Raw genomic sequence first — 24,632 nt, 5'->3', positions numbered from 1 at the left:
AGATCACCTGGCGCCGATGAGTAAGGCGTACAGAACCACTCCACAGGAGGACCCCAGTGGCGAAGGCGAAGTTCGAGCGGACTAAGCCGCACGTCAACATCGGCACCATCGGTCACATCGACCACGGTAAGACGACCCTCACGGCCGCCATTACCAAGGTGCTGCACGACGCGTACCCGGACCTGAACGAGGCCTCGGCCTTCGAGAACATCGACAAGGCGCCCGAGGAGCGCCAGCGCGGTATCACCATCTCCATCGCGCACGTCGAGTACCAGACCGAGGACCGTCACTACGCGCACGTCGACTGCCCCGGTCACGCGGACTACATCAAGAACATGATCACCGGTGCCGCCCAGATGGACGGCGCGATCCTGGTGGTCGCCGCGACCGACGGCCCGATGCCGCAGACCAAGGAGCACGTGCTCCTGGCCCGCCAGGTCGGCGTGCCGTACATCGTTGTCGCCCTCAACAAGGCCGACATGGTGGACGACGAGGAGATCCTGGAGCTCGTCGAGCTCGAGGTCCGTGAGCTCCTCTCCGAGTACGAGTTCCCGGGCGACGACGTTCCGGTCGTCAAGGTCTCCGCTCTGAAGGCGCTCGAGGGCGACAAGGAGTGGGGCGAGTCCGTCCTCAACCTGATGAAGGCTGTCGACGAGGCCATCCCGCAGCCCGAGCGTGACGTCGACAAGCCGTTCCTGATGCCGATCGAGGACGTCTTCACGATCACCGGTCGTGGCACCGTCGTCACCGGTCGTATCGAGCGCGGTGTCCTCAAGGTCAACGAGACCGTCGACATCATCGGCATCAAGACCGAGAAGACCACCACCACGGTCACCGGCATCGAGATGTTCCGCAAGCTGCTCGACGAGGGCCAGGCCGGTGAGAACGTCGGTCTGCTCCTCCGTGGCATCAAGCGCGAGGACGTCGAGCGCGGCCAGGTCATCATCAAGCCCGGTTCGGTCACGCCGCACACCGAGTTCGAGGCCCAGGCCTACATCCTGTCCAAGGACGAGGGTGGCCGCCACACGCCGTTCTTCAACAACTACCGTCCGCAGTTCTACTTCCGTACGACTGACGTGACCGGTGTTGTGGAGCTCCCCGAGGGCACCGAGATGGTCATGCCCGGCGACAACACCGAGATGAGCGTCAAGCTCATCCAGCCCGTCGCCATGGAGGAGGGCCTGAAGTTCGCCATCCGTGAGGGTGGCCGGACCGTGGGCGCCGGCCAGGTCACCAAGATCAACAAGTAATCCCGGTTACTTGCTGATCGGGGAGACCCGGTCGCTCCGAACGGAGCACATGAGCAGTACGCAGGGCCCTGGTTCCACCGCTTCGACGGTGGGGCCGGGGCCCTTTGCGCTGGGCGGGTAAGTCTTCCTGCGGCTACGCGGCGAGGTGGCGCTGGACGGTGGGGAGCACGGTGTGGGTGAGCCAGGTCCGGAAGGTCTGGTCGTCCGGTGGGTAGACGTCCATGCCCAAGGCCTCGGCGGCCTCCTCGAACTCCGCGTCGGAGTGGAGCATGCCGAGCAGCCGCTCGATATCGGCGTGGAGCGTGCGGACTTCTTCGGGCGATGCGTATTCGAAGTACTCGTCGATCGCCTCGCTGTGGCTGGTGTAGTCGTAGGAGAAATCCTGATGGAACCGTGTACCGATGAACTGCGAAAGTTCCGGAAAGCGCGCATCCCATTCCCAGCGACTGGTGGGTCTTTCCAGGGAAATGGTGTGTGGGGCCCGAATGAACTCGGCCAGGTGCGCGCGCGTGACGCGAAGGCACTGCTCGACAGTCATTCCCTCCGGGGGCCGAATGCGGGGCATGAGGTCGACGTCGTTCGCCACTTCGTCGGAGAAGAGTCCCGCTTCGAGTAGATCGTCGATCTGTGCGACGGCGGAGACCGCGCGTCCTGGGTCTGCGGCAGCGGCCCGAAGGTAGGAGAGCAGAGCCGGGCTCGGGACCGCAGGTGTGTCCGTGAACGCAAACGTGTGGGACGCATAGCAGTTCAGCAATTGCTGAAGCTCGGAGAAGCGATGGCCGGGCGGTTCGGGAGGCACGACGGTCGACCTTTCTGAGTGCCGAGGACGTCTCTCAGCGATGATCGGGGGAGACGTTAGGGGACGGGGAACGATGTGTGTACGCGGTATCCGGACGGAGATGCAGGGTCTCGCCTCAGAATGACACGTACGTTCCGTACTGTTGAAGTAGGGCGGCCATTAACGAAGTCTCTTCGACTCAGATGAAGTCCGGTATCTTCTGCGAACTGCCCATGGAGCTTCAATGTGCGCGATCTGCCTGACTGAAGCCATTTCGTGATGGCCTTTTGATGCTGCAGGAGCGTCGCATCGGTGAACTTCTGGGCTGACGCCTCGTTGATGAAGCGGGAGTCTGCGCCGAGTGTCGGGTCCTTGCGCAGGCGGTCCCTCATTTCGTGAGTCTTCTTTCGCACATGCCGTGCGAGCGTGTGCGCGCCATTCTTGCCCTCGTCCCCCTTCAGGTCTGCCCGATGTTCGGGCTTCGTCCGCCCCTTGCGCTTGCTGCGGGGCCAGGCGTTGTAGTCGCCGGGGCCGAAGCCCGACCCGCCGGCGCCCGCCGCCATGAGGAGCACGCCGAAGCCGGCTGCCTTGAGCGCACCCGCGGTCGAAGCCTGTGCCAGTGCGCCGCCGCCTGCGACCGCGAGGCCGCCGGGCGGGAACAGGGACAGCAGCGAGAGCAGGAGAAGGGCGAAGCCCAGGTAGACGACGAAGTCGTTGAGTGCGTTGAGCAGATGGGCGGGTGGGATGGCGTCACCTTCGGGCCCCGCGTCGCCCAGTCCCCGGATCAGCAGCAGGACGCCGGCAGTGGCTGAACCCAGCGCCGTGCCGAACCGGAAGCGGTGGGCGGCGAGCAGTTCGCCGATCGGCTGTGCGGCAGTCGGCCGCCAGGTGCGGAGCAGCATGACCAGGATCCAGCCGATCCAGGCCATGCCCGCAATGCTGAAGCAGAGCAGGACCCACGGCCCGCTCCCCGAGGTGAAGTACTGCTGCAGCCCGGCAGTGGTGGGGAATGCCCCGACGCCGAGGAAGAGGAGCGCGGGGAGCGCGAGCAGGCAGGGTATGAGCAGCAGCCATCGATGGCGGGCTGACCGCGCGCGAGCCGCTCGGATGCGGGCGTAGGTCTCGGGGGAGCGCCACGTGTGCTGGTTGTCCGTGGAATCGATGAGCGCACGGGCCTCGAGGACGGCCTCGCGCAAGGGCGCTGCGGCTGACTCAGGGCTTCTGGTGGAGTCCGCCGTGGCGTAGAGCAGAGACCGACGCAGACGTACGTACCGGACGGCGATCGGGACCGTCCAGCGAGGCCGCCGGGACGCGTACCCCAGGAGCGCTGCCGCACGGTCGCCGTCGATCCGCTCCGCGGCGAGAGACACCTCGGGCACTGCGCGGCGGGCCCGGTGCAGGCACCGCAGGTCGATCGCGATGGCTACGGCAAGGCAGACCAGCGGAGCGGCCCAGGCGATCGAGTCCAGTGACTCCAGCCAGTCCTTGGCCTCTGAAGTGTGCTTGGCTGCCGCGTAGTTGGTCACGGTGTGGTGAGCCACTGCCGCGGCGACCGGGACGAGGGCCAGCAGACGCCAGGGACCGCGGCCGCGCAGCACAAGCCCGGCGCCGAGACCGGCCAGAGCCGTCCACACCAGGTGGGTGAACGTGACGGCCGCCGGGCCCCCGACGAGCGCGGACTGGCCGGACGGGGCGGGCAGCCAACTGCCGAGGATCTGCTCCACCCCGGGCACGTACGGCGGGAAGATGCTGTCGGGGATGAGCCAGCCGCCGGCGGCGTGCGGCCGTGCCCGGTCGGCGTCGAGCCCGTACCGCAGGACCGACTCGAGCAGTCCGAATCCCGCTCCCAGCCCCGCGCCGACGACCACGAAGTCGGTGACGCCCCATTGGCGCCGGACCTTGACGTACATGCCGGCGATCAGTAGGGGTGCCATCTTTGTGAGTTCCTCGACCCAAGGGGCGACGAGGTAGCTCGTAGCGCGTGTGACTTCGTGGAGCGGTGTGCCGGACGAGTCGGTGTAGGCGCGGGTGTAGGCAACCTCTGCGAGGGCTGTCGCGAGGCCGCAGACGTACACCCCGCAGACGAGGGCGAGAAGGAGCGTCGACCAGCGTACGGATCGAGTGGGTGCGGAGATCGCGAATATTTGCAGTGTGGCCCAAAGGGCCGCGAACATCATGACGAGAGCCAATGCCCACCCCCAATTAAGTCCTCGTCTTTGCGTTTCCGAACGCAAAGATAGTGGCTCGAGGGGGCCAGGGGGACGGAATGAGGGAATCTCGCCGGGTAGGGCTTCGGTTGCCCCGGGCGGGAGTGGGGTACGATCCGCGGTCGCGATTGGCCAGCGGTATGCCCCGTATGGCACACTGACCAGGTTGCTCGGTTGAGTGCCGATGCTGCGCGCCTCCCGCCGGGAGGACCGGAAGCGAGTCCCACAGTACTCGTCGCCCCAACTGCCGTAAGGCAGCGCTGGAGCGGACGTACGGGAATCTTCCGGGAAGTGTGGCGGGGTGCCTTCGACCAGGCACCCGGTGGGCCTTCAGGTGATTGCAGCCTTCCCCCGGTCCGCGGCCTCGGGCCGCAGCCCCCAGCAGGGAAATCCTTCGGGAGATCTGTGTGAGCGGGACTGCGACACGCCCGACCGCGTGGGTCGGGAGGGGAGTCATCCGAACCCCTCGGGTTCCAGAGCGTTACGAGAGACAGGACTACGAAGTAGCCATGGCGGGACAGAAGATCCGCATCCGGCTCAAGGCCTACGACCACGAGGTCATCGACTCTTCGGCGAAGAAGATCGTCGAGACGGTGACTCGCACTGGTGCGTCGGTCGCGGGCCCGGTGCCGCTGCCCACTGAGAAGAACGTGTACTGCGTCATCAAGTCGCCGCACAAGTACAAGGACGCGCGCGAGCACTTCGAGATGCGCACGCACAAGCGCCTGATCGACATCCTCGACCCGACGCCCAAGACCGTTGACTCGCTGATGCGCCTGGACCTTCCGGCCGGCGTCGACATCGAGATCAAGCTCTGAGAGGCGCGGAAGAGATGACCAAGCAGATCAAGGGTGTCCTGGGCGAGAAGCTCGGCATGACCCAGGTCTGGGACGAGAACAACCGTGTCGTCCCCGTGACCGTGGTCAAGGCCGGGCCCTGCGTCGTTACCCAGGTCCGTAAGAACGACACCGACGGCTACGAGTCGGTCCAGATCGCCTTCGGCGAGATCGACCCGCGCAAGGTGAACAAGCCCCTCAAGGGCCACTTCGCCAAGGCCGACGTGACTCCCCGCCGCCACCTCGTCGAGATCCGTACCGCTGACGCCAGTGAGTACACCCTCGGCCAGGAAGTGACTGCCGAGGCCTTCGAGGCCGGCATCAAGGTGGACGTCACCGGCAAGAGCAAGGGCAAGGGCTTCGCCGGTGTCATGAAGCGCCACAACTTCCGTGGCCTCGGCGCGGGTCACGGTACCCAGCGCAAGCACCGCTCTCCCGGCTCCATCGGTGGCTGCGCCACCCCGGGCCGTGTGTTCAAGGGCCTCCGCATGGCGGGTCGCATGGGCAACGAGCGGGTCACCACCCAGAACCTGACCGTCCATGCCGTTGACGCGGAGAAGGGCCTGCTGCTCATCAAGGGCGCGGTTCCTGGTCCGAACGGCGGCCTCGTCCTGGTCCGTACCGCGGCCAAGGGGGCCTGAGGTAACGATGAGCACCATTGACATCCTTTCGCCGGCAGGCGACAAGGCCGGGACCGTCGAGCTCCCCGCGGAGATCTTCGACGCCAAGACCAGCGTTCCGCTGATCCACCAGGTCGTTGTCGCCCAGCTGGCCGCTGCCCGACAGGGCACGCACAAGACCAAGACCCGTGGCGAGGTCCGCGGCGGTGGCAAGAAGCCGTACCGCCAGAAGGGCACCGGCCGCGCGCGCCAGGGTTCGACCCGTGCGCCGCAGTTCGCCGGCGGTGGCGTCGTGCACGGTCCCGTGCCGCGCGACTACTCGCAGCGCACCCCGAAGAAGATGAAGGCCGCCGCCCTGCGCGGTGCCCTCTCGGACCGGGCGCGTCACGACCGCATCCACGTCGTGTCCGACGTGGTCGAGGGCGACGTTTCCACCAAGGCCGCCAAGGCCCTCCTGGCGAAGGTCAGCGAGCGCAAGAACGTGCTCCTGGTCGTCACCCGCGAGGACGAGACCGGCCTGCTGTCGGCGCGGAACCTGCCCCAGGTGCACATCCTGGAGCCGGGCCAGCTGAACACGTACGACGTGCTCGTTTCGGACGACGTGGTCTTCACCAAGGCCGCCTTCGACTCCTTCGTCGCCGGCCCCAACAAGGCTGAGACCGAAGGGAGCGAGGCCTGATGTCTGCGCCTAGCGAACTGACCACCGTCACCAGCAAGACCTTCACCGACCCGCGCGACGTCCTCGTCAAGCCGGTTGTTTCGGAGAAGAGCTACGCCCTCCTCGACGAGAACAAGTACACGTTCATCGTCGCGCCCGGCGCCAACAAGACCCAGATCAAGCAGGCCGTCGAGGCGGTCTTCTCGGTCAAGGTCACCGGGGTCAACACGATCAACCGCCAGGGCAAGCGCAAGCGCACCCGCACCGGTTTCGGTAAGCGTGCTGACACCAAGCGCGCCATCGTGACCCTCGCTGAGGGCGACCGTATCGACATCTTCGGCCAGGCCTCCTAACGGAGCGCCCTGGTCCGATATCGGACGAGGACTGAGAAATGGGAATCCGCAAGTACAAGCCGACGACGCCGGGCCGCCGTGGCTCCTCCGTCGCCGACTTCGTCGAGGTCACGCGGTCCACGCCGGAGAAGTCGCTGGTCCGCCCGCTGCACAGCAAGGGCGGCCGTAACAATTCCGGTCGTGTGACCGTTCGCCACCAGGGTGGCGGGCACAAGCGCGCCTACCGCGTGATCGACTTCCGTCGTCACGACAAGGACGGCGTGCCGGCGAAGGTCGCGCACATCGAGTACGACCCCAACCGCACCGCGCGCATCGCGCTCCTGCACTACGCGGACGGCGAGAAGCGCTACATCATCGCCCCCCGCGGCCTGTCGCAGGGCGACCGGGTGGAGAACGGCCCCGCGGCCGACATCAAGCCCGGCAACAACCTGGCGCTGCGCAACATCCCGGTCGGTACCACGATCCACGCGATCGAGCTCCGTCCCGGTGGTGGCGCCAAGTTCGCCCGCTCCGCGGGTGCCTCCGTGCAGCTGCTGGCGAAGGAGGGCTCGATGGCCCACCTTCGTATGCCCTCCGGTGAGATCCGCCTGGTCGACGTCCGCTGCCGCGCCACCATCGGCGAGGTCGGCAACGCCGAGCAGTCGAACATCAACTGGGGCAAGGCCGGCCGCAAGCGCTGGCTGGGCGTTCGTCCCACCGTTCGCGGTGTCGTGATGAACCCGGTCGACCACCCGCACGGTGGTGGTGAGGGCAAGACCTCCGGTGGTCGCCACCCGGTCTCGCCCTGGGGCAAGAAGGAAGGCCGTACTCGTTCGCCCAAGAAGGCGTCGAACAAGTACATCGTCCGCCGCCGCAAGACGAACAAGAAGCGCTAGGAGCGGGTTTAGATGCCGCGCAGTCTCAAGAAGGGGCCCTTCGTCGACGACCACCTGATCAAGAAGGTGGACGCACAGAACGAAGCCGGTTCCAAGAACGTCATCAAGACCTGGTCCCGTCGCTCGATGATCGTCCCGGCGATGCTGGGCCACACGATCGCGGTGCACAACGGCAAGACCCACATCCCGGTGTTCGTCACCGAGTCGATGGTCGGCCACAAGCTCGGCGAGTTCTCGCCGACTCGCACCTTCCGCGGCCACGTCAAGGACGACCGGAAGTCGAAGCGCCGCTAAGGCGGGGTGGAAACGACTATGACTTACACCGAAGGGACAACCATGGAAGCCAGGGCCCAGGCGCGGTACATCCGCGTCACGCCCATGAAGGCCCGCCGCGTGGTGGACCTCATCCGTGGCATGGACGCCACGGAGGCTCAGGCGGTCCTGCGTTTCGCCCCGCAGGCCGCGAGCGTGCCGGTCGGCAAGGTGCTGGACAGTGCCATTGCCAATGCCGCGCACAACTACGACCACAGTGACGCCTCTTCGCTGTTCATCAGCGAGGCGTACGTGGACGAGGGCCCGACCCTGAAGCGGTTCCGTCCGCGTGCCCAGGGTCGTGCCTACCGGATCCGTAAGCGGACCAGCCACATCACCGTGGTCGTCAGCAGCAAGGAAGGAACCCGGTAATGGGCCAGAAGGTAAACCCGCACGGGTTCCGGCTCGGTGTCACGACCGACTTCAAGTCGCGTTGGTACGCCGACAAGCTGTACAAGGACTACGTCAAGGAAGACGTCGCCATCCGCAGGATGATGACGTCCGGCATGGAGCGCGCCGGCATCTCGAAGGTGGAGATCGAGCGCACCCGTGACCGCGTGCGGGTGGACATCCACACCGCTCGTCCCGGCATCGTCATCGGCCGCCGTGGCGCCGAGGCCGACCGCATCCGCGGTGACCTCGAGAAGCTCACGGGCAAGCAGGTCCAGCTGAACATCCTCGAGGTCAAGAACCCCGAGACCGATGCGCAGCTGGTGGCCCAGGCCGTTGCCGAGCAGCTGTCCTCCCGCGTCTCCTTCCGTCGTGCGATGCGCAAGTCGATGCAGAGCTCGATGAAGGCCGGCGCCAAGGGCATCAAGATCCAGTGTGGCGGCCGTCTCGGCGGTGCCGAGATGTCGCGCTCGGAGTTCTACCGCGAGGGCCGTGTGCCCCTGCACACGCTCCGCGCCAACGTCGACTACGGCTTCTTCGAGGCCAAGACGACCTTCGGCCGTATCGGCGTGAAGGTGTGGATCTACAAGGGCGACGTCAAGAACATCGCCGAGGTGCGCGCCGAGAACGCCGCCGCCCGTGCCGGCAACCGCCCGGCCCGCGGTGGCAGCGACCGCCCGGCCCGTGGCCGTGGTGGCGAGCGTGGCGGCCGCGGCCGCAAGCCGCAGCAGCAGTCGGCTCCGGCTGCCGAGGCCCCCAAGGCGGAGTCTTCGGCGGCTGCCGCCGCCGGAGCCGCTCCGGCCGAGAGCACTGGAACGGAGGCCTGACCGACATGCTGATCCCTCGTAGGGTCAAGCACCGCAAGCAGCACCACCCCAAGCGCAGTGGTATGGCCAAGGGTGGCACTGAGGTTGCGTTCGGCGAGTACGGCATCCAGGCGCTGACCCCGGCGTATGTGACGAACCGTCAGATCGAGGCCGCTCGTATCGCGATGACCCGTCACATCAAGCGTGGCGGCAAGGTCTGGATCAACATCTACCCGGACCGCCCGCTGACCAAGAAGCCCGCCGAGACCCGCATGGGTTCCGGTAAGGGTTCCCCCGAGTGGTGGGTCGCGAACGTCAAGCCCGGTCGGGTGATGTTCGAGCTGTCCTACCCGAACGAGAAGATTGCGCGTGAGGCGCTTACCCGCGCTGCTCACAAGCTTCCGATGAAGTGCCGGATCGTTCGGCGCGAGGCAGGTGAGTCGTGATGTCGGCCGGTACCAAGGCGTCCGAGCTGCGCGAGCTGAACAACGAGGAGCTCGTTGCGAAGCTCCGCGAGGCCAAGGAAGAGCTGTTCAACCTCCGCTTCCAGGCGGCCACGGGACAGCTCGAGAACCACGGCCGGCTCAAGGCCGTCCGCAAGGACATCGCGCGGATCTACACCCTCATGCGTGAGCGCGAGCTGGGCATCGAGACGGTGGAGAGCGCCTGATGAGCGAGAGCAACGTGACTGAAGAGACCAAGGCCGCCCGCGGCTTCCGCAAGACCCGTGAGGGCCTTGTCGTCAGCGACAAGATGGACAAGACCGTCGTCGTCGCCGTCGAGGACCGCGTGAAGCACGCCCTGTACGGCAAGGTCATCCGCCGTACGAACAAGGTCAAGGCGCACGACGAGCAGAACGCCGCGGGCGTCGGCGACCGTGTCCTCCTGATGGAGACCCGGCCGCTGTCCGCGACGAAGCGCTGGCGCATCGTCGAGATCCTTGAGAAGGCCAAGTAGGCAATTCCCGCAAGGGAGTTGACCGTAAGCACTGCCTGAGGGGCATTCCCTCAGGTTCGTTCCGCCAGGCTCGGTGGGGGTCATGAGAGTGGCCCCCGCCGGGAACCGGCAGACAAACAGGAGATAGACGTGATCCAGCAGGAGTCGCGGCTGAAGGTCGCCGACAACACTGGTGCGAAGGAAATCCTTTGCATCCGTGTTCTCGGTGGCTCCGGCCGCCGCTACGCGGGCATCGGCGATGTCATCGTCGCCACCGTGAAGGACGCGATCCCCGGTGGCAACGTGAAGAAGGGTGACGTCATCAAGGCCGTCATCGTTCGCACCGTCAAGGAGCGCCGCCGTCCGGACGGCTCGTACATCCGCTTCGACGAGAACGCCGCTGTCATTCTGAAGAACGACGGCGACCCTCGCGGCACCCGTATCTTCGGCCCCGTGGGCCGTGAGCTGCGCGAGAAGAAGTTCATGAAGATCATCTCGCTCGCGCCGGAGGTGCTGTAAGCATGAAGATCAAGAAGGGCGACCTGGTACAGGTCATCACCGGCAAGGACAAGGGCAAGCAGGGCAAGGTCATCGCGGCCTTCCCCCGCGAGGACCGCGTCCTGGTCGAGGGTGTCAACCGGGTCAAGAAGCACACGAAGGCGAACCAGCCGGGCCGCGCTTCGCAGGCCGGCGGCATCGTCACGACCGAGGCCCCGATCCACGTCTCCAACGTCCAGCTGGTCGTGGAGAAGGACGGCAACAAGGTCGTCACGCGCGTCGGTTACCGCTTCGACGACGAGGGCAACAAGATCCGCGTTGCCAAGCGGACCGGTGAGGACATCTGATGGCTACCACCACCACTCCGCGTCTCAAGACGAAGTACCGCGAGGAGATCGCGGGCAAGCTGCGTGAGGAGTTCTCGTACGAGAACGTCATGCAGGTCCCCGGCCTCGTCAAGATCGTGGTCAACATGGGTGTGGGCGACGCCGCCCGCGACTCCAAGCTGATCGAGGGCGCCATCCGCGACCTCACCACGATCACCGGTCAGAAGCCGGCCGTCACCAAGGCCCGTAAGTCCATCGCGCAGTTCAAGCTGCGTGAGGGCCAGCCGATCGGTGCCCACGTCACGCTCCGTGGCGACCGCATGTGGGAGTTCCTGGACCGCACCCTGTCGCTCGCGCTGCCGCGCATCCGCGACTTCCGTGGTCTGTCCCCCAAGCAGTTCGACGGCCGTGGCAACTACACCTTCGGTCTCACGGAGCAGGTCATGTTCCACGAGATCGACCAGGACAAGATCGACCGGGTCCGGGGCATGGACATCACCGTGGTCACCACGGCGTCCAACGACGACGAGGGTCGTGCCCTCCTCCGTCACCTCGGCTTCCCGTTCAAGGAGAACTGACCGTGGCGAAGAAGGCTCTGATCGCTAAGGCCGCCCGCAAGCCGAAGTTCGGTGTGCGCGCGTACACCCGCTGCCAGCGCTGCGGCCGGCCCCACTCCGTCTACCGCAAGTTCGGCCTGTGCCGCGTGTGCCTTCGTGAGATGGCTCACCGTGGCGAGCTGCCGGGCGTGACCAAGAGCTCCTGGTAGTCCCCCAGTTGGGGATGACCCGGAACTCTCGGTAAGGACTGGGACCGTCGGGTGCCCCGCCCTCCATGGCTTAGGCTGGGAGGGTTGGGCGCCCGCCGCCCCGTACGACTTACTACGCCGTAGGTCCCCGCACCGCACCCGTCCCGCCACTGAGTGGGGAGAGGGATGGCGCACATAGGAAACCCCGGCGAGAGAGGCCGAAGGCCAATTCATGACCATGACTGATCCGATCGCAGACATGCTTACGCGTCTGCGGAACGCGAACTCGGCATACCACGACTCCGTGTCGATGCCGCACAGCAAGATCAAGTCGCACATCGCGGAGATCCTCCAGCAGGAGGGCTTCATCACGGGCTGGAAGACCGAGGACGCCGAGGTCGGCAAGAACCTCGTCCTCGACCTGAAGTTCGGTCCGAACCGTGAGCGCTCCATCGCGGGCATCAAGCGGATCTCCAAGCCCGGTCTCCGGGTTTACGCGAAGTCCACCAACCTGCCGAAGGTGCTCGGCGGCCTCGGCGTGGCGATCATCTCCACGTCCCACGGGCTCCTCACCGACAAGCAGGCCGGCAAGAAGGGCGTGGGTGGGGAAGTCCTCGCCTACGTCTGGTAGCGGAAGGGAACGGAGGAAACAGCTATGTCGCGTATTGGCAAGCTCCCCATCACGGTTCCCGCCGGCGTGGATGTCACCCTCGACGGCCAGACGGTCTCGGTGAAGGGCCCCAAGGGATCCCTGAGCCACACCGTCGTGTCGCCGATCGAGATCGCCAAGGACGAGAACGGCGTTCTGAACGTCACGCGTCCCAACGACGAGCGTCAGAACAAGGCCCTGCACGGCCTGTCCCGCACGCTGGTGGCGAACATGATCACCGGCGTGACCGACGGTTACGTGAAGAAGCTCGAAATCAGCGGTGTCGGTTACCGCGTCCTCGCGAAGGGCTCCAACCTGGAGTTCTCGCTGGGCTACAGCCACCCGATCCTGGTCGAGGCCCCCGAGGGCATCACCTTCAAGGTGGAGTCCCCGACCAAGTTCTCCGTCGAGGGCATCGACAAGCAGAAGGTCGGCGAGGTTGCGGCCAACATCCGCAAGCTGCGCAAGCCCGACCCGTACAAGGCCAAGGGCGTCAAGTACGAGGGCGAAGTCATCCGCCGCAAGGTCGGAAAGGCGGGTAAGTAAGCCATGGCATACGGTGTCAAGATCGCTAAGGGCGACGCTTACAAGCGTGCTGCCATCAAGCGTCGTCACATCCGGATCCGTAAGCACATCTCGGGTACTGCCGAGCGTCCGCGCCTCGTCGTGACCCGCTCGAACCGGAACATCGTGGCCCAGGTCATCGACGACGTGAAGGGGCACACCCTGGCGTCGGCGTCCTCCCTGGACAGCTCGATCCGTGGTGCCGAGGCCGACAAGTCGGCCCAGGCCAAGTCGGTCGGCGCCCTGGTCGCCGAGCGCGCCAAGGCCGCCGGTGTCGAGACCGTCGTGTTCGACCGTGGTGGCAACAAGTACGCGGGGCGCATCGCCGCCCTGGCGGACGCCGCCCGCGAAGCCGGGCTCAAGTTCTGAGCCTCGCTGCGTAGCTAGCGGAAACAGAGAGAGGTAAATCCAATGGCTGGACCCCAGCGCCGCGGAAGCGGTGCCGGTGGCGGCGAGCGGCGGGACCGGAAGGGCCGTGACGGCGGCGCAGCTGCCGCCGAGAAGACCGCGTACGTTGAGCGCGTCGTCGCGATCAACCGCGTCGCCAAGGTTGTGAAGGGTGGTCGTCGCTTCAGCTTCACCGCGCTGGTCGTGGTGGGCGACGGTGACGGCACCGTGGGTGTCGGATACGGCAAGGCCAAGGAGGTGCCGGCCGCCATCGCCAAGGGCGTTGAGGAGGCCAAGAAGCACTTCTTCAAGGTCCCGCGTATCCAGGGCACCATCCCGCACCCGATCCAGGGCGAGAAGGCTGCGGGCGTCGTCCTGCTCAAGCCGGCTTCCCCCGGTACCGGTGTCATCGCCGGTGGCCCGGTGCGTGCCGTGCTCGAGTGCGCCGGAGTGCACGACATCCTGTCGAAGTCGCTCGGCTCCGACAACGCGATCAACATCGTGCACGCGACCGTGGCGGCCCTGCAGGGCCTGCAGCGTCCCGAGGAGATCGCGGCCCGCCGCGGTCTGCCCCTCGAGGACGTCGCTCCTGCGGCTCTGCTGCGTGCGCGTGCGGGAGCAGGTGCGTAATGGCACAGCTCAAGATCACGCAGACGAAGTCGTACATCGGCAGCAAGCAGAACCACCGCGACACCCTGCGTTCGCTCGGCCTCAAGAAGGTCAACGACGTGGTTGTCAAGGAGGACCGCCCCGAGTTCCGCGGCATGGTGCAGACCGTCCGCCACCTCGTGACGGTCGAGGAGGTCGACTGACATGGCGGAGCAGAACCCGCTGAAGGTCCACAACCTCCGTCCTGCCCCGGGCGCCAAGACCGCCAAGACCCGTGTGGGTCGTGGTGAGGCGTCGAAGGGTAAGACCGCTGGTCGTGGCACCAAGGGCACCAAGGCCCGTTACCAGGTTCCGGAGCGCTTCGAGGGTGGCCAGATGCCCCTCCACATGCGTCTCCCGAAGCTCAAGGGCTTCAAGAACCCGTTCAAGACCGAGTACCAGGTCGTGAACCTCGACAAGCTGACCGCGCTCTACCCGCAGGGTGGCGAGGTCACGGTGGCCGATCTGGTCGCCAAGGGCGCCGTTCGCAAGAACAGCCTCGTCAAGGTGCTCGGCCAGGGCGAGGTCACCGTGGCGCTGCAGGTGACGGTCGACGCCGTCTCCGGCTCCGCCAAGGAGAAGATCACCGCCGCCGGCGGTACCGTCACCGAGCTCGTCTGATCCGGGTTGGACCAGACGTTCCGATGACGTGAACGACCCCACCGGGGATGCCTCGCAAAAGGGGCATCCCCGGTTGGTCGTTCCTAGGGGGGTGCGGTCGCCGGTAAGGTGGCGGGCACTGTACTTTCCGCGCGGTCTGCCCACAGGCCTGCCCGCGCGGTTGTTGCTTGCCGTCAGTTCCCCGACCACCAACTTCACAGCCAGACCGCTCAGTTACATCGCATTACGTCTTACATATTCGTCGATCCTCAAGACCGTCACCTCTGACGCAGTAGCGCGGGGGTCGCAGGAGGCACCGTGCTCACCGCGTTCGCCCGGGCGTTCAAGACGCCCGACCTGCGCAAGAAGCTGCTCTTCACGCTCGCCATGATCGTGATCTACCGGTTCGGGGCGCATATCCCGATCCCCGGTGTGAGCTACTCGAACGTGCAGGTCTGTATCGACCAGGCCAACACCAACCAGGGCCTGTTCGGTCTGGTGAACATGTTCAGTGGTGGCGCACTGCTGCAGATCACCATCTTCGCGCTGGGGATCATGCCGTACATCACGGCGAGCATCATCCTTCAGCTGCTCGTCGTGGTGATTCCACGGCTCGAGGCGCTGAAGAAGGAAGGCCAGGCGGGCCAGGCCAAGATCACGCAGTACACGCGTTATCTGACCGTCGCGCTCGCGGTGCTGCAGGGCACCGGCCTGGTCGCCACCGCTCGCAGCGGCGCACTCTTCCAGGGCTGCCCGGTCGCCAACGAGATCGTGCCCGACCAGTCGATCTTCGTGACCGTCACCATGGTCATCACCATGACCGCCGGTACCGCCTGCGTCATGTGGCTCGGTGAGCTCATCACCGACCGCGGCATCGGCAACGGCATGTCGATCCTGATGTTCATCTCGATCGCCGCCGGCTTCGTCGGCTCGCTGTGGGCCATCAAGGAGCAGGGCAAGCTCGCGGGCGGCTGGATCGAGTTCGGCATCGTGATCCTGGTCGGCCTGTTCATGGTCGCCCTCGTGGTCTTCGTCGAGCAGGCGCAGCGCCGGATCCCCGTCCAGTACGCGAAGCGCATGATCGGCCGCCGTTCCTACGGCGGCACCTCGACGTACATCCCGCTGAAGGTCAATCAGGCGGGCATCATCCCCGTGATTTTCGCCTCGTCCCTGCTCTACATCCCCGCGCTCGTCGCGCAGTTCAGCGGATCCAACGCCGGCTGGGTGCAGTGGATCGAAGCCCACTTCGTCAAGGGTGACCACCCGTATTACATCGCCACGTACTTCGTGCTGATCGTGTTCTTCGCCTTCTTCTACGTCGCCATCTCCTTCAACCCCGAGGAAGTGGCCGACAACATGAAGAAGTATGGTGGCTTCATCCCGGGCATCCGGGCTGGTAGGCCCACTGCCGAGTACCTGAGCTACGTGCTCAACAGGATCACTTGGCCGGGCTCGCTGTATCTGGGTCTGATTGCTCTAGTGCCGACAATGGCGTTGGCCGGCTTCGGTGCGAACCAGAACTTCCCGTTCGGCGGGACAAGCATCCTGATCATCGTGGGTGTGGGTCTGGAGACGGTGAAGCAGATCGAGAGCCAGCTCCAGCAGCGCAATTACGAAGGGTTCCTCCGCTGATGCGAATCGTCCTCGTCGGACCGCCCGGTGCGGGCAAGGGCACGCAGGCTGCGTACCTCGCCGAGAATCTGTCGATCCCGCACATCTCCACGGGTGACCTTTTCCGTGCCAACATCAGCCAGGGCACCGAGCTGGGCAAGCAGGCGAAGGCGTACATGGACGCCGGGAACCTGGTGCCCGACGAGGTGACGATCGGCATGGCGAAGGACCGCATGGACCAGCCGGACGCCGCGAACGGCTTCCTGCTCGATGGCTTCCCGCGCAACGTCTCGCAGGCCGAGGCCCTCGACGCCTCGCTGAACGCGGACGGTGTGAAGCTGGACGCGGTGCTCGACCTGGAGGTCCCCGAGGACGAGGTGGTCAAGCGCATCGCCGGCCGCCGCATCTGCAAGAACGACTCGAGTCATGTCTTCCACGTGACGTACAGCCCGGCGCAGCAGGAAGGTGTCTGCGACACCTGCGGCGGCGAGCTCTACCAGCGCGGTGACGACTCCGAGGAGACGGTCCGCCGCCGCCTCGAGGTCTACCACAGCGAGACCGAGCCGATCATCGACTACTACAAGGCCCAGGGCCTGGTCGTCACGATCTCCGCGCTCGGCAAGGTGTCGGACGTGACACAGCGCGCGATGGACGCTCTGAAGGGCGACCGCGCCGCCTGAGCGAACAGTGGTCCCACGGCCGCGGTGCCCCTGGTGGGCGTCGCGGCCGTACTGTTGTGAGGGGCGGCCGCCGCCGGCCGGCCCATCGAGACGGCCGCACAGAAGGCGGCCGCACGAAGACGGAGAGCTGAAGGCCCATGGTGGAGATCAAGACCCCCGAGCAGATCGCGAAGATGCGCGAGGCGGGGCTCGTCGTCGCCGCCGTCCACGAGGCGACCCGGGCGGCCGCGGTGCCGGGCGCGACCACCAAGGACCTCGACGAGGTCGCCCGCAAGGTCCTGGACGACCACGGCGCGAAGTCCAACTTCCTCGGGTACGGCGGATTCCCGGCCACCATCTGCACCTCGGTGAACCAGGTCGTGGTGCACGGCATCCCGGACGAGACGACGGTCCTCAAGGACGGCGACATCATCTCGATCGACGCCGGCGCGATCATCGACGGCTGGCACGGGGATGCGGCGTACACCGCCTTCGTCGGTACGGGGCACGCTCCCGAGCTGGTCGAGCTGTCCCGGGTCACCGAGGAGTCGATGTGGGCGGGTCTCGCCGCGATGAAGGCGGGCAACCGACTGGTCGACATCTCCAAGGCCGTGGAGTCCTACATCCGCCGCCAGCCCCGGCCGGCCACCGGCAAGTACGGAATCATCGAGGAGTACGGCGGGCACGGCATCGGCTCCCAGATGCACATGGACCCGCACGTCCTGAACTACGTGGAGCGCCGCCGCGGCCGCGGCCCCAAGCTGGTGCCCGGCATGTGCCTGGCGATCGAGCCGATGGTGAGCCTCGGCACCCCTCGTACCCGCACGCTCGAGGACGAGTGGACCGTGGAGACCATCGACGGCAGCTGGTCCTCGCACTGGGAGCACTCCATCGCGCTGACCGAGCAGGGACCCCTGGTCCTGACCGCGGTGGACGGCGGAAAGGCCAAGCTGGCGGAGTACGGCGTCACCATTGCGCCGGACCCGGCCGCTTAAAAATCTCCTGCGCGGGGCATCCTTCCTCGATTCGTCTTTCCGGGTGCCCTGACGTAGACTGACGCGTCGGCTCTCGTGCATCCGCATGTCTGCATGCTCGTACGAGGCCGATCAAGGTAGTCGATTCGAAGGGCGAAGCGTGGCCAAGAAGCAAGGTGCCATCGAGATCGAGGGCACTGTCGTCGAGTCTCTTCCGAACGCCATGTTCAAGGTTGAGCTCCAGAACGGCCACCAGGTCCTGGCACACATCAGCGGCAAGATGCGTATGCACTACATCCGTATCCTCCCTGACGACCGGGTCGTGGTGGAGCTGTCTCCGTACGACCTGACCCGTGGTCGGATCGTCTACCGGTACAAGTAGATCTTGCCCGCATCACCGCCGCGGACCTCGCGTCGGGATGGTGGCACTGAGCCCGGAGAACCTCAACCGATGAAGGTCAAGCCGAGCGTCAAGAAGATCTGCGACAAGTGCAGGGTGATTCGCCGTCACGGTCGAGTCATGGTCATCTGCGACAACCCGCGCCACAAGCAGCGCCAGGGCTGACGCCAGATCGCTCCCTCTGCATCCGCAGATCTCGCGCGACGCAAGCGATACGTACATACGCAGGTCCCGTTCCTCTTCAGTGATGGAGGGCGACACCCCCGGTCGGAGGCCGGGGACCCGTCCCGTACCACTGCTTCCTCTAAGGAAGCGGTCGGCGGGTGGGAGTGGATCTGCGGAAGACCTCCGAGAATCAACTGGAGCCATTAGATGGCACGCGTTTCCGGTGTTGACATCCCGCGCGAAAAGCGCGTGGAGGTTGCCCTCACCTACGTGTTCGGCATTGGCCGGACGCTTTCCCAGCAGACGCTGGCCGCCACCGAGGTGGACCCGAACACCCGCGTTCGCGACCTGTCCGAGGAGGACCTGGTCAAGATCCGCGAGTACGTCGACGCCAATCTCAAGACCGAGGGTGACCTCCGTCGTGAGGTTCAGGCCGACATCCGCCGCAAGGTCGAGATCGGCTGCTACCAGGGTCTGCGTCACCGCCGCGGGCTGCCCGTGCACGGTCAGCGCACCAGCACGAACGCCCGTACCCGCAAGGGTCCGCGTCGCGCGATCGCCGGTAAGAAGAAGCCGGGCAAGAAGTAGTCCTCAGCAGGACGCTCATCAGCGGTCTTCGCTGTAGGACCGACCACCTCCCGTAGGAGTTATAGATGCCCCCCAAGGGTCGTCAGGGCGCTGCCAAGAAGGTGCGCCGCAAGGAAAAGAAGAACGTCGCTCACGGCCACGCGCACATCAAGAGCACGTTCAACAACACGATCGTCTCGATCACGGACCCCACGGGCAACGTGATCTCCTGGGCCTCCGCCGGCCACGTCGGCTTCAAGGGCTCGCGCAAGTCCACCCCCTTCGCCGCGCAGATGGCCGCCGAGTCGGCCGCCCGCCGCGCGCAGGAGCACGGCATGCGCAAGGTCGACGTCTTCGTCAAGGGTCCCGGCTCCGGCCGTGAGACCGCGATCCGCTCCCTCCAGGCCACCGGCCTCGAGGTCGGCTCGATCCAGGACGTCACCCCCACCCCGCACAACGGCTGCCGTCCGCCCAAGCGCCGTCGCGTCTGACATCTGGGCTGGGCCCGGATCGGTGGCGGCTGGGGGTGTGGGGGTTATCCCCCTCATGTCGCAGTACGGCTGCCGTCCGCCCAAGCGCCGTCGCGTCTGACGCGTTCGCGTCTGAGTCGGCGCCGGTCCCTGCGGCCGGCTGATCGACTTGTGGGTTTTCGGGCGGTACGGCTCCTCGGGGCTGTGCCGCCCGTACCCTTGCAGTATCAGAGGGCATCAAATAGCGGGTGCCCATGACTGAAGGATGCACTTCATGCTGATCGCTCAGCGTCCCTCGTTGACCGAAGAGGTCGTCGACGAATTCCGCTCCCGGTTCGTGATCGAGCCGCTGGAGCCGGGCTTCGGGTACACCCTCGGCAACTCCCTGCGTCGTACGCTCCTCTCCTCGATCCCGGGTGCGGCGGTCACGTCGATCCGTATCGACGGTGTCCTGCACGAGTTCACCACCGTGCCGGGCGTCAAGGAGGACGTCACCGACCTCATCCTCAACATCAAGCAGCTGGTCGTCTCCTCGGAGCACGACGAGCCGGTCGTGATGTACCTGCGCAAGCAGGGCCCGGGTCTGGTCACCGCCGCCGACATCGCGCCGCCGGCCGGTGTCGAGGTGCACAACCCCGACCTGGTCCTCGCCACGCTCAACGGCAAGGGCAAGCTGGAGATGGAGCTGACCGTCGAGCGCGGTCGCGGCTACGTCTCCGCCGTGCAGAACAAGCAGGTGGGCCAGGAGATCGGCCGTATCCCGGTCGACTCCATCTACTCGCCGGTGCTCAAGGTCACGTACAAGGTCGAGGCGACCCGTGTCGAGCAGCGCACCGACTTCGACAAGCTGATCGTCGACGTCGAGACCAAGCAGGCCATGCGGCCGCGTGACGCCATGGCGTCCGCCGGTAAGACCCTGGTCGAGCTGTTCGGTCTGGCCCGCGAGCTCAACATCGACGCCGAGGGCATCGACATGGGCCCGTCCCCGACGGACGCTGCGCTCGCCGCGGATCTGGCGCTGCCGATCGAGGAGCTCGAGCTCACGGTCCGCTCGTACAACTGCCTCAAGCGCGAGGGCATCCACTCCGTGGGTGAGCTCGTGGCGCGGTCCGAGGCGGACCTGCTCGACATCCGCAACTTCGGTGCGAAGTCGATCGACGAGGTCAAGGCGAAGCTGGCCGGTATGGGTCTGGCGCTGAAGGACTCGCCTCCCGGCTTCGACCCCACTGCTGCGGCGGACGCGTTCGGCGCGGACGACGACGCGGATGCGGGTTTCGTGGAGACCGAGCAGTACTGATCGCCTTTCCGGCGGGGTGGGTCCCAGGCATCGGCCTGGCGGCCTCGTCCTCAAGCGCCGGACGGGCTGGAAAAGATGTCCTCGAGCGCCGGACGGGCTGATGAGCACGGACGGGGCGAATTGAATAGCTCCGGCGGACAACTGTTCGTCGGGAACTGACCCCGGTACCTGATACGGCCGGGGCAGCACACAAGGAGAAACACCATGCCGAAGCCCGCCAAGGGCGCCCGTATGGGCGGCAGCGCTGCGCACGAGCGGCACCTGCTGGCGAACCTCGCCAAGGCGCTGTTCGAGCACGGCCGGATCACCACGACCGAGGCCAAGGCGCGTCGTCTGCGCCCCTACGCCGAGCGTCTGGTCACCAAGGCCAAGAAGGGCGACATCCACAACCGTCGCCAGGTCCTGCAGGTCATCACCGACAAGAGCATCGTGCACACGCTCTTCACGGAGATCGGCCCGCGGTACGAGAACCGCCCGGGTGGCTACACCCGTATCACCAAGATCGGTAACCGCCGTGGCGACAACGCGCCCATGGCCGTCATCGAGCTGGTGGAGGCCCTCACCGTGCAGCAGAACGCTGTCGGCGAGGCCGAGGCCGCGACGAAGCGTGCGGTGAAGGAAGACGCCCTTAAGAAGGAAGAGGTCGTCGAGGACGCCAAGCCGGCCACTGAGGCCGCCGAGGAGTCCAAGGACGCCTGATCGCGCAGCGACGGCAGTCACGGCGGGCCCGTATCCCTTCGGGGGTGCGGGCCCGTCGCGCGTCGGGGCCACCCGGCGTACGGGAGAAGACGGCACAAGGAGGCACGTCCGGTGGCGGACGAGGTGGAGCCCGGTCACGTACGGGTGCGGCTGGACCTTTCCTACGACGGGAAGGACTTCTCGGGCTGGGCGAAGCAGCGCGAGGGGCAGCGGACCGTGCAGGGGGAGATCGAGGACGCGCTGCGGACGGTGACCCGGTCCGGCCGGACGTACGAGCTGACCGTGGCGGGCCGTACGGACTCGGGCGTGCATGCGCGCGGGCAGGTGGCCCATGTGGACCTGCCGGTGGAGGTGTGGGCGGAGCACCGGGAGAAGCTGCTGCGGCGGCTCGCCGGGCGGCTGCCGCACGATGTGCGGGTGTGGAAGGCCGAGGAGGCGCCGGCCGGGTTCAATGCCCGGTTCTCGGCGGTGTGGCGGCGCTACGCGTACCGCGTGACCGACGATCCGGGCGGGGTCGATCCGCTGCTGCGGTCCCATGTCCTGTGGCACGACTGGCAGTTGGACGTCGAGGCGATGAACGCGGCGTCGGCCGGGCTGCTCGGGGAGCACGACTTCGCCGCGTACTGCAAGCGGCGCGAGGGTGCCACCACGATCCGTACGCTGCAGCGCTTCGACTGGGAGCGGGGCGCGGACGGGATCGTGACGGCGACCGTGCGGGCGGACGCCTTCTGCCACAACATGGTGCGGTCCCTGGTCGGTGCGCTGCTGTTCGTCGGTGACGGGCACCGGGGCGTGGAGTGGCCCGCGAAGGTGCTCGCCGCGGGCGTACGGGACTCGGCCGTGCATGTCGTACGCCCGCACGGGCTCACGCTGGAGGAAGTCGCCTACCCCGTCGACGAGTTGCTGGCCGCGCGCAGCCGTGAGGCGCGCAACAAGCGGTCACTGGGCGAAGCCGGCTGCTGCTGAGGCCTGGGCCTCGCCGCGGCGGTGGATCTGCCGGAAGGCGAGCTCGGCGATGTCGTTGCCGACGGTGACGGCCTTCTTGTCCTTGGTGGTGACGTTCTTGCCGTTGGTGTGGCCGGTCACCGTGAAGTAGGCGTACCGGCCATAGGAGTTGGTCGTGGTGCGGCAGACGGACGTCTTGCAGAAGGCGGGGACGCCCGCGCCGGCCAGCGGCTGGATGTTGCCCTTCTCGACCTGGTCCTTGGCCTTCGTGGCGATCTTGTCGGTCTCGAAGACGGCCACGCCGACCGTGACGGCGAGGCCGTCCTTGCGGTAAGTGGCGCGGATGACCTGCTTGCAGTCGTTCTTGGTGAGGACCGAGCCGAGCGGGCCCTTGGTGACGGAGTCGCAGTCCTTCGCGCGCGCGGTCCTGCCCTTTTTGTAGACGCTCTCGCCCTTGGTGTACTGCGTGCCGGGGAAGAGGCCCTCGGGGGTGAGCGGGGCCTTGTCCTTCTTGGCGCTCGATATGAAGTCCTTCGGATCCGGCGGCGGTGGTGGTGCGGCCTCGGGGAAGGACGGGTCGGCGGTGGACGTCTTGCTGGGCAGGGTCTCGGAGGCGGGCAGCTCGTCTGACGGCTTGTTCGCCTCGGTGTCGCTGTTGGCCGAGACGACGGCGAAGGCGACGACGGAGGCGACCACGACGGTGGCGAGGGCGCCGCCGCCGATCATCAGCCAGCGCCGGCGCCGCGCTCTGGCCTCGGAGGCCTCGGCGAGCGCGGCCCAGTCCGGAGTGGGCCCGCTCGGGGCCTGGCCGGGCAGCTGTCCCGGGTACTGGCCCGGTCCGGCTCCCGGTGTCCCCGGGCCGGAGCCCCAGCCGCTGGGTGTCTGCTGCGGTTCCCTGGGGTCCCAGTCCGGCCCCCCCTGCCCAAAGCTCATGGGGGGCATCTTAGGCCGAACGGGTAGGCTGGATGGCGGCAGATCCGTCCTGGACGGCGGGACCGGTGGTACTGGTCCTCGAGCCCGCGTTTTGACCCGTCCGGGGACGCGCGGGTATTCTGCCTGTTCGTTATGTGTATTGGCTTTCTCATTCTCACGTGAGGGGCCCTTACACCGGTCCACCGGGCCGATGACCAGCGGCAGGACTCGGTTGCGTCACCGATGTCCGCCAGGGCTGTCGTACATCGTCCGTGGTGGCCTTGTCAGGACCCCATCCCCATGACCCGGCCGGGTCGGGGGACACCATCACTGAAGAAGCGAAGGCTACGACCGTGCGTACGTACAGCCCCAAGCCCGGCGATGTGACGCGCCAGTGGCACGTCATCGATGCCCAGGACGTTGTCCTCGGCCGTCTGGCCACCACTGCTGCCACGCTCCTGCGGGGCAAGCACAAGCCGATCTATGCGCCGCACGTTGACGCTGGTGACTTCGTCATCATCATCAACGCCGACAAGGTGCACCTGTCCGGCAACAAGCGGACCCAGAAGATGGCGTACCGCCACTCCGGTTACCCGGGTGGTCTGCGCTCCGTCCGCTACGACGAGCTCCTCGAGAAGAACCCGGAGAAGGCAGTCGAGAAGGCTGTCAAGGGCATGCTTCCCAAGAACACCCTGGGCCGTCAGATGCTCTCGAAGCTGAAGGTCTACTCGGGCGAGACGCACCCGCACGCTGCCCAGCAGCCGGTGCCGTTCGAGATCACCCAGGTCGCGCAGTAAGTCCGGCCACCCCCTAAGACGAAAAAGAATCTGAGGAGAATCGTGGCCGAGACCACCGTTGAGCAGCCCCTCGAGGAAACTGCCGACGTCGAGCAGTACACCACCGAGTCCGAGGTCCCCGTCGAGGGCGAGTACACCTCGGAGTCCCTGAGCTCCCGCTTCGGCGACCCGCAGCCGGCCGCCGGCCTGGGCCGTCGCAAGAACGCCATCGCCCGCGTCCGGATCATCCCGGGCACCGGCAAGTGGAAGATCAACGGCCGCACCCTTGAGGAGTACTTCCCCAACAAGGTGCACCAGCAGGAGGTCAACGAGCCCTTCAAGGTGCTCGAGCTGGACGACCGTTACGACGTCGTCGCCCGCATCGCCGGCGGCGGTGTCTCGGGTCAGGCCGGCGCCCTGCGCCTCGGCGTGGCCCGCGCGCTGAACGAGGCGGACGCGGACAACAACCGCGGCCCGCTGAAGAAGGCCGGCTTCCTCACGCGTGACGACCGCGCGGTCGAGCGCAAGAAGGCCGGTCTCAAGAAGGCCCGTAAGGCTCCGCAGTACAGCAAGCGTTAATCGCTGCCTGCTCAAACGCCTTACTCGTTCGCCCCGGCGGCACGCTGAGTGCTGCCGGGGCGTTCGTGTTATCAACCGCCGTGGGCGTATAACGACAACACGCGCTCAGCGGCTTGCATGTTCGGAAAGCATTCCGACGG

General features: G+C 66.5%; 37 protein-coding genes. 34 read left to right on the top strand and 3 right to left on the bottom strand.

Features of this window, described 5'->3' with window-relative positions:
- Window positions 1–56: 56 nt before the first annotated feature.
- Window positions 57–1,250, top strand: coding sequence for an elongation factor Tu (gene tuf / locus DY218_RS05270; RefSeq protein ID WP_128554727.1), 1,194 nt, complete (start codon window positions 57–59; stop codon window positions 1,248–1,250).
- A 133-nt stretch (window positions 1,251–1,383) separates the two neighbouring features.
- On the opposite strand, the gene DY218_RS05265 is transcribed toward tuf, so the two are convergent.
- Together DY218_RS05265 and DY218_RS05260 are read right to left on the bottom strand one after the other, a co-directional pair.
- Window positions 1,384–2,049 (bottom strand): contact-dependent growth inhibition system immunity protein, encoded by a 666-nt coding sequence (locus tag DY218_RS05265; protein ID WP_128554726.1) that lies wholly within the window; start codon window positions 2,047–2,049, stop codon window positions 1,384–1,386.
- Window positions 2,050–2,105: 56 nt separating this feature from the next.
- Window positions 2,106–4,202 (bottom strand): RNase A-like domain-containing protein, encoded by a 2,097-nt coding sequence (locus DY218_RS05260; RefSeq protein ID WP_233521382.1) that lies wholly within the window; start codon window positions 4,200–4,202, stop codon window positions 2,106–2,108.
- 542 nt (window positions 4,203–4,744) lie between these two features.
- Between DY218_RS05260 and rpsJ the strand changes: the two genes are divergently transcribed.
- The 31 genes from rpsJ (at window position 4,745) to truA (ending at window position 22,246) form a co-directional block, all read left to right on the top strand.
- Window positions 4,745–5,053: a 30S ribosomal protein S10 gene (rpsJ, locus tag DY218_RS05255; RefSeq protein ID WP_014054162.1), complete on the top strand. Its 309-nt coding sequence runs from the start codon at window positions 4,745–4,747 to the stop codon at window positions 5,051–5,053.
- A 14-nt stretch (window positions 5,054–5,067) separates the two neighbouring features.
- On the top strand, window positions 5,068–5,712 hold the full coding sequence (rplC, locus tag DY218_RS05250) for a 50S ribosomal protein L3 (RefSeq protein WP_128554724.1): 645 nt from the start codon (window positions 5,068–5,070) through the stop codon (window positions 5,710–5,712).
- 7 nt (window positions 5,713–5,719) lie between these two features.
- On the top strand, window positions 5,720–6,370 hold the full coding sequence (rplD, locus tag DY218_RS05245; RefSeq protein ID WP_128554723.1) for a 50S ribosomal protein L4: 651 nt from the start codon (window positions 5,720–5,722) through the stop codon (window positions 6,368–6,370).
- The gene (rplW, locus tag DY218_RS05240) at window positions 6,370–6,702 is read left to right on the top strand and encodes a 50S ribosomal protein L23 (protein WP_128554722.1); all 333 of its coding nucleotides are present in this window, start codon (window positions 6,370–6,372) and stop codon (window positions 6,700–6,702) included. Before rplD ends, rplW begins: the two co-directional genes overlap by 1 nt.
- 38 nt (window positions 6,703–6,740) lie before the next feature.
- Window positions 6,741–7,577: a 50S ribosomal protein L2 gene (rplB, locus tag DY218_RS05235; RefSeq protein ID WP_128554721.1), complete on the top strand. Its 837-nt coding sequence runs from the start codon at window positions 6,741–6,743 to the stop codon at window positions 7,575–7,577.
- Between the two features lie 12 nt (window positions 7,578–7,589).
- The gene (rpsS, locus tag DY218_RS05230; protein WP_007384069.1) at window positions 7,590–7,871 is read left to right on the top strand and encodes a 30S ribosomal protein S19; all 282 of its coding nucleotides are present in this window, start codon (window positions 7,590–7,592) and stop codon (window positions 7,869–7,871) included.
- Between the two features lie 42 nt (window positions 7,872–7,913).
- The gene (gene rplV, locus DY218_RS05225; RefSeq protein WP_058848120.1) at window positions 7,914–8,261 is read left to right on the top strand and encodes a 50S ribosomal protein L22; all 348 of its coding nucleotides are present in this window, start codon (window positions 7,914–7,916) and stop codon (window positions 8,259–8,261) included.
- The gene (rpsC, locus tag DY218_RS05220; protein ID WP_128554720.1) at window positions 8,261–9,106 is read left to right on the top strand and encodes a 30S ribosomal protein S3; all 846 of its coding nucleotides are present in this window, start codon (window positions 8,261–8,263) and stop codon (window positions 9,104–9,106) included. Before rplV ends, rpsC begins: the two co-directional genes overlap by 1 nt.
- A gap of 5 nt (window positions 9,107–9,111) precedes the next feature.
- The gene (rplP, locus tag DY218_RS05215) at window positions 9,112–9,531 is read left to right on the top strand and encodes a 50S ribosomal protein L16 (protein WP_128554719.1); all 420 of its coding nucleotides are present in this window, start codon (window positions 9,112–9,114) and stop codon (window positions 9,529–9,531) included.
- A complete protein-coding gene (gene rpmC / locus DY218_RS05210; RefSeq protein WP_119286205.1) occupies window positions 9,531–9,755 on the top strand; it encodes a 50S ribosomal protein L29 in 225 nt (74 codons plus the stop codon). Before rplP ends, rpmC begins: the two co-directional genes overlap by 1 nt.
- Window positions 9,755–10,042 carry a 30S ribosomal protein S17 gene (rpsQ, locus tag DY218_RS05205; protein ID WP_128554718.1) on the top strand — a complete coding sequence of 96 codons (288 nt, stop codon included), beginning with the start codon at window positions 9,755–9,757 and terminating at the stop codon, window positions 10,040–10,042. Before rpmC ends, rpsQ begins: the two co-directional genes overlap by 1 nt.
- Window positions 10,043–10,171: 129 nt before the next feature.
- Window positions 10,172–10,540, top strand: coding sequence for a 50S ribosomal protein L14 (rplN, locus tag DY218_RS05200; RefSeq protein ID WP_119286207.1), 369 nt, complete (start codon window positions 10,172–10,174; stop codon window positions 10,538–10,540).
- Between the two features lie 2 nt (window positions 10,541–10,542).
- Entirely contained in the window at window positions 10,543–10,866 is a 324-nt protein-coding gene (gene rplX, locus DY218_RS05195; RefSeq protein WP_105868304.1) for a 50S ribosomal protein L24, read from the top strand.
- Window positions 10,866–11,423, top strand: a complete 558-nt coding sequence (gene rplE, locus DY218_RS05190; protein ID WP_128554717.1) for a 50S ribosomal protein L5 — start codon at window positions 10,866–10,868, stop codon at window positions 11,421–11,423. The genes rplX and rplE overlap by 1 nt, the downstream gene beginning before the upstream one ends.
- A 2-nt stretch (window positions 11,424–11,425) precedes the next feature.
- Entirely contained in the window at window positions 11,426–11,611 is a 186-nt protein-coding gene (locus tag DY218_RS05185) for a type Z 30S ribosomal protein S14 (protein WP_003956452.1), read from the top strand.
- A 211-nt stretch (window positions 11,612–11,822) separates the two neighbouring features.
- A complete protein-coding gene (gene rpsH / locus DY218_RS05175) occupies window positions 11,823–12,221 on the top strand; it encodes a 30S ribosomal protein S8 (RefSeq protein WP_128554715.1) in 399 nt (132 codons plus the stop codon).
- Between the two features lie 24 nt (window positions 12,222–12,245).
- Complete coding sequence (gene rplF, locus DY218_RS05170) at window positions 12,246–12,785, top strand: 50S ribosomal protein L6 (protein ID WP_128554714.1); 540 nt, start codon at window positions 12,246–12,248, stop codon at window positions 12,783–12,785.
- 3 nt (window positions 12,786–12,788) lie between these two features.
- On the top strand, window positions 12,789–13,172 hold the full coding sequence (gene rplR / locus DY218_RS05165) for a 50S ribosomal protein L18 (RefSeq protein ID WP_128554713.1): 384 nt from the start codon (window positions 12,789–12,791) through the stop codon (window positions 13,170–13,172).
- Between the two features lie 42 nt (window positions 13,173–13,214).
- Window positions 13,215–13,820 carry a 30S ribosomal protein S5 gene (gene rpsE / locus DY218_RS05160; protein WP_128554712.1) on the top strand — a complete coding sequence of 202 codons (606 nt, stop codon included), beginning with the start codon at window positions 13,215–13,217 and terminating at the stop codon, window positions 13,818–13,820.
- Window positions 13,820–14,002 (top strand): 50S ribosomal protein L30, encoded by a 183-nt coding sequence (gene rpmD, locus DY218_RS05155; protein ID WP_128554711.1) that lies wholly within the window; start codon window positions 13,820–13,822, stop codon window positions 14,000–14,002. Before rpsE ends, rpmD begins: the two co-directional genes overlap by 1 nt.
- 1 nt (window position 14,003) lies before the next feature.
- Window positions 14,004–14,459, top strand: a complete 456-nt coding sequence (gene rplO, locus DY218_RS05150) for a 50S ribosomal protein L15 (protein WP_128554710.1) — start codon at window positions 14,004–14,006, stop codon at window positions 14,457–14,459.
- Between the two features lie 297 nt (window positions 14,460–14,756).
- Window positions 14,757–16,070, top strand: a complete 1,314-nt coding sequence (gene secY / locus DY218_RS05145) for a preprotein translocase subunit SecY (protein WP_128554709.1) — start codon at window positions 14,757–14,759, stop codon at window positions 16,068–16,070.
- Window positions 16,070–16,729: an adenylate kinase gene (locus tag DY218_RS05140; protein WP_128554708.1), complete on the top strand. Its 660-nt coding sequence runs from the start codon at window positions 16,070–16,072 to the stop codon at window positions 16,727–16,729. Before secY ends, DY218_RS05140 begins: the two co-directional genes overlap by 1 nt.
- A 137-nt stretch (window positions 16,730–16,866) precedes the next feature.
- Window positions 16,867–17,703 carry a type I methionyl aminopeptidase gene (gene map, locus DY218_RS05135; protein WP_128554707.1) on the top strand — a complete coding sequence of 279 codons (837 nt, stop codon included), beginning with the start codon at window positions 16,867–16,869 and terminating at the stop codon, window positions 17,701–17,703.
- Between the two features lie 139 nt (window positions 17,704–17,842).
- A complete protein-coding gene (gene infA / locus DY218_RS05130) occupies window positions 17,843–18,064 on the top strand; it encodes a translation initiation factor IF-1 (RefSeq protein WP_003948620.1) in 222 nt (73 codons plus the stop codon).
- 69 nt (window positions 18,065–18,133) lie between these two features.
- Entirely contained in the window at window positions 18,134–18,247 is a 114-nt protein-coding gene (gene rpmJ / locus DY218_RS05125; RefSeq protein WP_003974245.1) for a 50S ribosomal protein L36, read from the top strand.
- Window positions 18,248–18,454: 207 nt separating this feature from the next.
- On the top strand, window positions 18,455–18,835 hold the full coding sequence (gene rpsM, locus DY218_RS05120) for a 30S ribosomal protein S13 (protein ID WP_128554706.1): 381 nt from the start codon (window positions 18,455–18,457) through the stop codon (window positions 18,833–18,835).
- 65 nt (window positions 18,836–18,900) lie between these two features.
- Window positions 18,901–19,305, top strand: coding sequence for a 30S ribosomal protein S11 (gene rpsK / locus DY218_RS05115; RefSeq protein ID WP_003948617.1), 405 nt, complete (start codon window positions 18,901–18,903; stop codon window positions 19,303–19,305).
- Between the two features lie 253 nt (window positions 19,306–19,558).
- Window positions 19,559–20,581, top strand: coding sequence for a DNA-directed RNA polymerase subunit alpha (locus DY218_RS05110; RefSeq protein ID WP_003966937.1), 1,023 nt, complete (start codon window positions 19,559–19,561; stop codon window positions 20,579–20,581).
- 204 nt (window positions 20,582–20,785) lie between these two features.
- The gene (gene rplQ, locus DY218_RS05105; protein ID WP_128554705.1) at window positions 20,786–21,280 is read left to right on the top strand and encodes a 50S ribosomal protein L17; all 495 of its coding nucleotides are present in this window, start codon (window positions 20,786–20,788) and stop codon (window positions 21,278–21,280) included.
- Between the two features lie 111 nt (window positions 21,281–21,391).
- A complete protein-coding gene (gene truA / locus DY218_RS05100) occupies window positions 21,392–22,246 on the top strand; it encodes a tRNA pseudouridine(38-40) synthase TruA (protein ID WP_128554704.1) in 855 nt (284 codons plus the stop codon).
- Here the strand turns inward: truA and DY218_RS05095 are convergent.
- Window positions 22,220–23,158: a hypothetical protein gene (locus DY218_RS05095; protein ID WP_128554703.1), complete on the bottom strand. Its 939-nt coding sequence runs from the start codon at window positions 23,156–23,158 to the stop codon at window positions 22,220–22,222. The two genes, truA and DY218_RS05095, sit on opposite strands and share 27 nt — an antisense overlap.
- A gap of 332 nt (window positions 23,159–23,490) precedes the next feature.
- Between DY218_RS05095 and rplM the strand changes: the two genes are divergently transcribed.
- The gene (rplM, locus tag DY218_RS05090; RefSeq protein ID WP_128554702.1) at window positions 23,491–23,934 is read left to right on the top strand and encodes a 50S ribosomal protein L13; all 444 of its coding nucleotides are present in this window, start codon (window positions 23,491–23,493) and stop codon (window positions 23,932–23,934) included.
- 42 nt (window positions 23,935–23,976) lie between these two features.
- Complete coding sequence (rpsI, locus tag DY218_RS05085) at window positions 23,977–24,492, top strand: 30S ribosomal protein S9 (protein ID WP_128554701.1); 516 nt, start codon at window positions 23,977–23,979, stop codon at window positions 24,490–24,492.
- The last annotated feature ends 140 nt before the right edge of the window (window positions 24,493–24,632 follow it).

The organism is Streptomyces triticagri (genome assembly GCF_003429565.1).
Lineage (GTDB): Bacteria > Actinomycetota > Actinomycetes > Streptomycetales > Streptomycetaceae > Streptomyces > Streptomyces triticagri.
This window is presented reverse-complemented; position numbering and strand designations above follow the sequence as displayed.

What these genes read in the sequence shown, in the direction of transcription:
- rplC (WP_128554724.1), top strand. Translation starts at nt 5,068, where the DNA reads ATGACCAAGCAGATCAAGGGTGTCCTGGGCGAGAAGCTCGGCATGACC.
- DY218_RS05110 (WP_003966937.1), top strand. Translation starts at nt 19,559, where the DNA reads ATGCTGATCGCTCAGCGTCCCTCGTTGACCGAAGAGGTCGTCGACGAA.
- rplO (WP_128554710.1), top strand. Translation starts at nt 14,004, where the DNA reads ATGGCGGAGCAGAACCCGCTGAAGGTCCACAACCTCCGTCCTGCCCCG.
- rplE (WP_128554717.1), top strand. Translation starts at nt 10,866, where the DNA reads ATGGCTACCACCACCACTCCGCGTCTCAAGACGAAGTACCGCGAGGAG.
- rpsE (WP_128554712.1), top strand. Translation starts at nt 13,215, where the DNA reads ATGGCTGGACCCCAGCGCCGCGGAAGCGGTGCCGGTGGCGGCGAGCGG.
- rpsH (WP_128554715.1), top strand. Translation starts at nt 11,823, where the DNA reads ATGACCATGACTGATCCGATCGCAGACATGCTTACGCGTCTGCGGAAC.
- rpsJ (WP_014054162.1), top strand. Translation starts at nt 4,745, where the DNA reads ATGGCGGGACAGAAGATCCGCATCCGGCTCAAGGCCTACGACCACGAG.
- rplB (WP_128554721.1), top strand. Translation starts at nt 6,741, where the DNA reads ATGGGAATCCGCAAGTACAAGCCGACGACGCCGGGCCGCCGTGGCTCC.
- rpsK (WP_003948617.1), top strand. Translation starts at nt 18,901, where the DNA reads ATGCCCCCCAAGGGTCGTCAGGGCGCTGCCAAGAAGGTGCGCCGCAAG.
- rpsQ (WP_128554718.1), top strand. Translation starts at nt 9,755, where the DNA reads ATGAGCGAGAGCAACGTGACTGAAGAGACCAAGGCCGCCCGCGGCTTC.
- rpmJ (WP_003974245.1), top strand. Translation starts at nt 18,134, where the DNA reads ATGAAGGTCAAGCCGAGCGTCAAGAAGATCTGCGACAAGTGCAGGGTG.
- map (WP_128554707.1), top strand. Translation starts at nt 16,867, where the DNA reads ATGGTGGAGATCAAGACCCCCGAGCAGATCGCGAAGATGCGCGAGGCG.
- rplW (WP_128554722.1), top strand. Translation starts at nt 6,370, where the DNA reads ATGTCTGCGCCTAGCGAACTGACCACCGTCACCAGCAAGACCTTCACC.
- rplD (WP_128554723.1), top strand. Translation starts at nt 5,720, where the DNA reads ATGAGCACCATTGACATCCTTTCGCCGGCAGGCGACAAGGCCGGGACC.
- rplF (WP_128554714.1), top strand. Translation starts at nt 12,246, where the DNA reads ATGTCGCGTATTGGCAAGCTCCCCATCACGGTTCCCGCCGGCGTGGAT.
- rpsS (WP_007384069.1), top strand. Translation starts at nt 7,590, where the DNA reads ATGCCGCGCAGTCTCAAGAAGGGGCCCTTCGTCGACGACCACCTGATC.
- DY218_RS05095 (WP_128554703.1), bottom strand. Translation starts at nt 23,158, where the DNA reads ATGAGCTTTGGGCAGGGGGGGCCGGACTGGGACCCCAGGGAACCGCAG.
- rplP (WP_128554719.1), top strand. Translation starts at nt 9,112, where the DNA reads ATGCTGATCCCTCGTAGGGTCAAGCACCGCAAGCAGCACCACCCCAAG.
- rplR (WP_128554713.1), top strand. Translation starts at nt 12,789, where the DNA reads ATGGCATACGGTGTCAAGATCGCTAAGGGCGACGCTTACAAGCGTGCT.
- rpmD (WP_128554711.1), top strand. Translation starts at nt 13,820, where the DNA reads ATGGCACAGCTCAAGATCACGCAGACGAAGTCGTACATCGGCAGCAAG.
- rpsM (WP_128554706.1), top strand. Translation starts at nt 18,455, where the DNA reads ATGGCACGCGTTTCCGGTGTTGACATCCCGCGCGAAAAGCGCGTGGAG.
- rplX (WP_105868304.1), top strand. Translation starts at nt 10,543, where the DNA reads ATGAAGATCAAGAAGGGCGACCTGGTACAGGTCATCACCGGCAAGGAC.
- rpsC (WP_128554720.1), top strand. Translation starts at nt 8,261, where the DNA reads ATGGGCCAGAAGGTAAACCCGCACGGGTTCCGGCTCGGTGTCACGACC.
- rplV (WP_058848120.1), top strand. Translation starts at nt 7,914, where the DNA reads ATGGAAGCCAGGGCCCAGGCGCGGTACATCCGCGTCACGCCCATGAAG.
- DY218_RS05260 (WP_233521382.1), bottom strand. Translation starts at nt 4,202, where the DNA reads ATGTTCGCGGCCCTTTGGGCCACACTGCAAATATTCGCGATCTCCGCA.
- DY218_RS05140 (WP_128554708.1), top strand. Translation starts at nt 16,070, where the DNA reads ATGCGAATCGTCCTCGTCGGACCGCCCGGTGCGGGCAAGGGCACGCAG.
- rplQ (WP_128554705.1), top strand. Translation starts at nt 20,786, where the DNA reads ATGCCGAAGCCCGCCAAGGGCGCCCGTATGGGCGGCAGCGCTGCGCAC.
- rpmC (WP_119286205.1), top strand. Translation starts at nt 9,531, where the DNA reads ATGTCGGCCGGTACCAAGGCGTCCGAGCTGCGCGAGCTGAACAACGAG.